Consider the following 5,195-nt stretch of genomic DNA (forward strand, 5'->3'; position numbering starts at 1 on the left):
TATTTGCGGACACGGGCGCGATGCTGCTCGTCGTACGGCGTCGGGGCGCCGGTGATGAGGAACGCATCTGCTTTCGATCGATCCGTCCCGGACCGCTCGCCGTTGTCGTCCCGCTCACCCATGACTCCACTGTCCCACTTTCCCCGAACGGTCGCACTGTCGGTTATGTCCGAGTATTCGATTCTGATGCGTTCTCGTGCGCCTTGGGTTCGGCAGGGGTGACCCGGTCCAGCCCGGGTGGCGCACAATGGTGGGCATGCCCACCGAAACCATTGAGCGGCCCGACATCGACGAACGCATCGACACCGATGTGCGGACCGACACCACCACCGACGAACGTCCCGACGCCGACGCCACCGATCGCGGTGACGACGACCGGCCCAAGTTCTTCCACTACGTCAAGAAGGACAAGATCGCCGAGAGCGCGGTCATGGGTACTCACGTCGTGGCCCTCTGCGGGGAGACCTTCCCGGTGACCCGATCGGCCAAGCCGGGCTCGCCGGTGTGCCCGAAGTGCAAGAAGATCTACAAGCGGATGCGCAAGGAATGACCGCCTGATCGCCTGATCGCCGACGGCGACGAGGTACTGATCTCAGAGATGGGGCCTGATCTCACAGATCGTCGGCAGAATGCTCACGCGGTCGGTTTCGCCGACTGATCGGACCGGTCGACAGGCGCTCGGGCAGCGTCTTGAGCTGACCGGTCACCTCGGCGGTTTGATGGTGGACCCAGTCCCGGACCTGCGCGGTCACCGCGGGCCGTGCAGGCCACAGGGATTGCACCGCGGCGTTGAACTCGGCCCCGACCACGATCGCGAACCCGAGGAAGAACGTGAAGAGCAGGAACGCGATCGGGGTGGCCAGCGCGCCATAGGTGTAGCCGGCCCGGGTGATCGCCGCCAGATAGAGCCGCAGGAAGTAGCTGGCCACCCAGAACACGATGCCCGCGACGATCGCGCCGCCCACCAGGCGATGCCAGGGCAGCGGATTGGGCAGCGCCAGGTGATAGAGCGTGGTCAGCACCAGCATCAGCAGCAACGCCACGAACGGGAAGTACCCGAAATCGATCGCGTTGGTGACGATCGGATCCCAGGATTCGGGGACGATCTCGCGTAGGTAGTTGGGACCCAGGGCGACCAGGGGGAGTAGCGGGACCGCGACGGTGAGAAAGCCGAGATAGAGCAGCAGCGCGAAGATGCGCTGCCACACCGGATTTCGGACCTCGTGTTGGTCGTGGGCCCGCACGATCGAGGCGACGAAGCACGACACCGCCGACGAGCCCGCCCACAACGACAGGATGAAGCCGACCGAGATGACCCCGACCCGTCCGCGGCCCAGAACGTTGTCAACGGTCGGCTTGATGAGGTCATTGACCACATTGGGTGAGAAGGTGCGGTTCGCGAACGCCAGGATGCGATCGGAGATCACGTCGACGGTGTCGGGACCGAACCAGCCCGAGAGATAGCCGACGCTGCCGAGGAGCCCGAGGAGCAGGGGAGGCAGCGACAGCGCCTGCCAGAACGCGGCCTGCGCGGCCCAGCCCACGATCCCGTCGTCCCAGGACTTCACGATTGTCCGCCAGATCAGGATCGGGATGTGGCGGACCACCGGCCGCCGCGGGGTCTCGGGCGGTTCGACGGTCGGGTCGTCGCGACCGAGCTCCTTGTCCGTCCGCGTGCCGGCGTCCGGTGTGGGTGATCCGGGGTGGGCGGACTCGGGGTGCCCCGGGTCGGCGAGCGCACGGTGGTTGGGGTCGGGTGCGTCGAGTTCGACCGACGACGGTGCCGGGCGGCGCGCCGAGTGCAGCGGTGCGGTCGGTATCTCACCGCGGTCGGGGTGCGGTGCGCGAGGGGGTCGGGGGAGGAGAGCGCCCGGCGCCGGATCGGCGCCCGATCGTCCGGTCGCCTCGGGGACCGCGCCGCGACGTGCGCCCGACGACGTGACGTCGTCGGGAGTCATCGGGGCGGGGTTGCGTCGTCGGGTGCTGATGGTTACAGCATCCACGATCGGCGAAGGTGATGTGCGCCACCATGGCCGCGACGTGCCCAGTGCGCGTGTCGCACGCGGCCTCCCGGCGTGTTCGGCCCACCTCGGCGGCAGCAGCCTGGCCTCGAGATCGCAGTGCGCCTCGCGCCTCGACACCCGCGTGTGCCCCACACCGTGTCGCCCACGCGGGTGTCGGAACCGCTCGGTAGCATGGGCCCGTCCGTGCGGTGTGCCGGCCGATCGCCCGGGATACTGTGTCGCCCGGGTTCGACCGGGAACACCGACGGATTCCCCGTTCACCGACCCCCGGAGTCAGCTGCCAGTGACCGCTGCCGAAGACGTTGCCGCCGCCGCCATTTCGGGCCCCCCGCTCCGCGCCTGGCAGCGGCGTGCGCTGACCCGATACCTCGCGCGGGGGCCGAAGGACTTCCTGGCGGTCGCGACCCCGGGTGCGGGTAAGACCACCTTCGGTCTGCGCGTGGCGCGGGAACTCCTCGACGACCGGACGGTGGAGCAGATCACCGTCGTGACGCCGACCGAGCACCTCAAGCATCAGTGGGCCCAGGCCGCCGCTCGCGTCGGCATCTCGCTGGACTCCCGGTTCCGCAACGCGACCGGTCAGACCAGCTCCGACTATCACGGCGTCGCGCTGACCTATGCGCAGGTCGCCGCGCACCCGTCCCGGCACCGGGTGCGCACCGAGAATCGGCGCACGCTGGTGATCCTCGACGAGATCCACCACGGCGGCGACGCGAAGTCGTGGGGTGAGGCGATCCGCGAGGCCTTCGACGACGCCGAGCGACGACTCGCCCTGACCGGTACGCCGTTCCGATCCGACGACTCGCCGATCCCGTTCGTCACCTATGAACCCGAAGAGGGTGGGGTGTTGCGCTCGCGCGCCGACCACACCTACGGCTACTCCGACGCCCTCGCCGACGGCGTAGTGCGACCGGTGGTGTTCCTGGCCTATTCGGGCCAGGCGAGCTGGCGCACGAGTGCGGGTGAGGAGTTCACCGCTCGACTCGGCGAACCGCTGTCGGCCGAGCACACCGCGCGCGCGTGGCGGACTGCCCTGGACCCGCACGGGGACTGGATTCCCTCGGTGCTGCAGGCGGCCCACACCCGGCTGGGACAGATCCGCGCCGGCGGCATGCCCGATGCGGGTGGCCTGGTCATCGCCACCGATCAGACCGTTGCCCGCGACTACGCCGAACTGTTGCAGGCGATCACCGGAAGGATGCCGTCGGTCGTGCTCTCCGACGACCCGAAGGCGTCGTCGCGGATCGCGGAATTCGCCGAGTCCGACGACGAGTGGATGGTGGCGGTCCGCATGGTCTCCGAGGGCGTCGACGTTCCGCGGCTGGCCGTCGGCGTGTATGCGACGAGTTCATCGACGCCGTTGTTCTTCGCGCAGGCCATCGGCCGATTCGTCCGGTCGCGCCGACCGGGTGAGACCGCGAGCGTGTTCCTGCCGTCGGTGCCGGTGTTGCTGAACCTCGCCAGCCAGATGGAGGCCGAGCGCGATCACGTGCTCGGCAAGCCGCATCGGGACAGCGACGGCCTCGACGACGCCCTGCTGACCGACGCCAACAAGCAGAAGGACGAGCCGGGCGAGGAGGAGAAGGGTTTCCAATCCCTGCACGCCGACGCCGAACTCGATCAGGTGATCTTCGACGGCTCCTCATTCGGCACGGCGACGTTCTCCGGCAGCGACGAGGAATCGGACTACCTGGGTCTACCCGGCCTGCTCGACGCCGATCAGGTGCGCGCTCTCCTGCGTCAGCGGCAGGCCGACCAGGTCCAGACGCGTTCGGCCGCCCCGGTCACCACCCCGGCCGCCGACGCGGTCAAGCCCGCCGGTGAGAATCTGCACGCCTTGCGCAAGGAACTGAACACGCTCGTCGCGATGCACCACCATCGCACCGGGAAACCGCACGGGGTCGTGCACAGCGAACTGCGGAGCAAACTCGGTGGCCCACCGACCGCGATGGCCTCGGCGGATCAACTGCGCGAGCGGATCGCCGCCCTGCGTGAATGGCGCTGAGCGCTCGCGGACGACGAGAGGGCCCGGCAGGAACATTCCCGCCGGGCCCTCTCGTGGTGTGGGTCGGTCAGACGAGCTCGCCGGCCGACTGATCCACGGTGGCCTGCATTTCCACGAGGCGAGCCTCGTGCTCGTTGAAGTGGTGCCGGCAGAAGAGGAGTTCGCCGCCGTTGGGGAGTACGGCGCGCACCTTGGCCGCGGCGCCACAGCGATCGCAGCGATCCGATGCGGTCAGTGGCAGGGAGATCGGGGGTGTGGTCGCGATGTCTGGCATGGTTTCCTCCGTCCCGGTCCGGCACCTCTCGTGCCATTCCTTCGTGAGCCGGCACATCCGGGCGATGCGCCAACCTCACTGTGTCAGACGTTTTCGGCTTTCGTATTGTTCCGAAGCCCCGGCGAGTTGTGTCGTCACTCACCCGTTACACGGGTGGCGGCACCCGCAACATGGGATCCACAGACTGTTACCGGCAGTGCGACGCGGCTCACATCGCGGCGCAGGTGCGGACACTGGTGAACCCCGGTATCAGCCTGCCGGCGTCGCCACCGCGCCCGTCGCCGTGTCGCGTTCCTGTTCCTCGCGCAGGGAGCTGATGGCGTCGGAGGACTCCACCTCGCGGTCGCGCAGGTACTCGCGCAGTGAGTAGGCGAATGCCGCGGCCCACGCGAGTACCACCACCGTGTAGATCGCCGTCTGGATCGGACGGGCGATGTCGACGAGGTCGGCCCGCAGCAGGCTGCGCACGTTGGTGAGCACGATCAACCCGCCGACTGAGGCGCCGAGCAGACGCGGTGGGACGTGGCGGACCAGCCAGGCCGCCAGCGGCGCGGCGAGCACACCGCCGACGAGGATCGCACCGACCCACGCGAAGTTGATGCCCTGCGATCCCAGACTGAACAGGAATCCGAGGCTCGCGGCAACGGCGATGATGAACTCGCTGGTGTCGATCGAGCCGATCACCTTCCGTGGCTCGAGACGCCCGCTGGCCAGGATGGCCGGAGTGCCCACCGGTCCCCATCCGCCGCCGCCGGTGGCGTCGACGAATCCGGCGATCAGGCCGAGTGGGGACAGGAACCGTTTGCGCAGCGGCTTCCCGAGGTGCTGCCGGGGAATGCCACTGAAGGTGAATCGCACGAGGATGTAGAGACCCAGGGCCAACAGAATCGCG

5 protein-coding genes are annotated in these 5,195 nt (G+C 68.5%); 2 read left to right on the plus strand and 3 right to left on the minus strand.

The window, feature by feature from the left end:
* The first annotated feature begins 256 nt into the window (after window positions 1–256).
* Window positions 257–550: a DUF3039 domain-containing protein gene (locus B1964_RS09015; RefSeq protein ID WP_026920164.1), complete on the plus strand. Its 294-nt coding sequence runs from the start codon at window positions 257–259 to the stop codon at window positions 548–550.
* 61 nt (window positions 551–611) lie between these two features.
* Here the strand turns inward: B1964_RS09015 and B1964_RS09020 are convergent, their stop codons facing one another.
* On the minus strand, window positions 612–1,958 hold the full coding sequence (locus B1964_RS09020) for a YihY/virulence factor BrkB family protein (RefSeq protein ID WP_079929546.1): 1,347 nt from the start codon (window positions 1,956–1,958) through the stop codon (window positions 612–614).
* 349 nt (window positions 1,959–2,307) lie between these two features.
* On the opposite strand from B1964_RS09020, the gene B1964_RS09025 reads away from it, so the two are divergent.
* Window positions 2,308–4,029 carry a DEAD/DEAH box helicase gene (locus tag B1964_RS09025; protein ID WP_079929547.1) on the plus strand — a complete coding sequence of 574 codons (1,722 nt, stop codon included), beginning with the start codon at window positions 2,308–2,310 and terminating at the stop codon, window positions 4,027–4,029.
* Window positions 4,030–4,096: 67 nt separating this feature from the next.
* On the opposite strand, the gene B1964_RS09030 is transcribed toward B1964_RS09025, so the two are convergent.
* Complete coding sequence (locus tag B1964_RS09030; protein WP_014359844.1) at window positions 4,097–4,303, minus strand: hypothetical protein; 207 nt, start codon at window positions 4,301–4,303, stop codon at window positions 4,097–4,099.
* A gap of 249 nt (window positions 4,304–4,552) precedes the next feature.
* Window positions 4,553–5,195, minus strand: a 643-nt coding sequence (locus B1964_RS09035; protein WP_079929548.1) for a sulfite exporter TauE/SafE family protein, incomplete at its 5' end; no start/stop codon positions are given.

The organism is Gordonia sp. i37, from assembly GCF_002043085.1.
Classification (GTDB): Bacteria; Actinomycetota; Actinomycetes; order Mycobacteriales; family Mycobacteriaceae; genus Gordonia; species Gordonia polyisoprenivorans.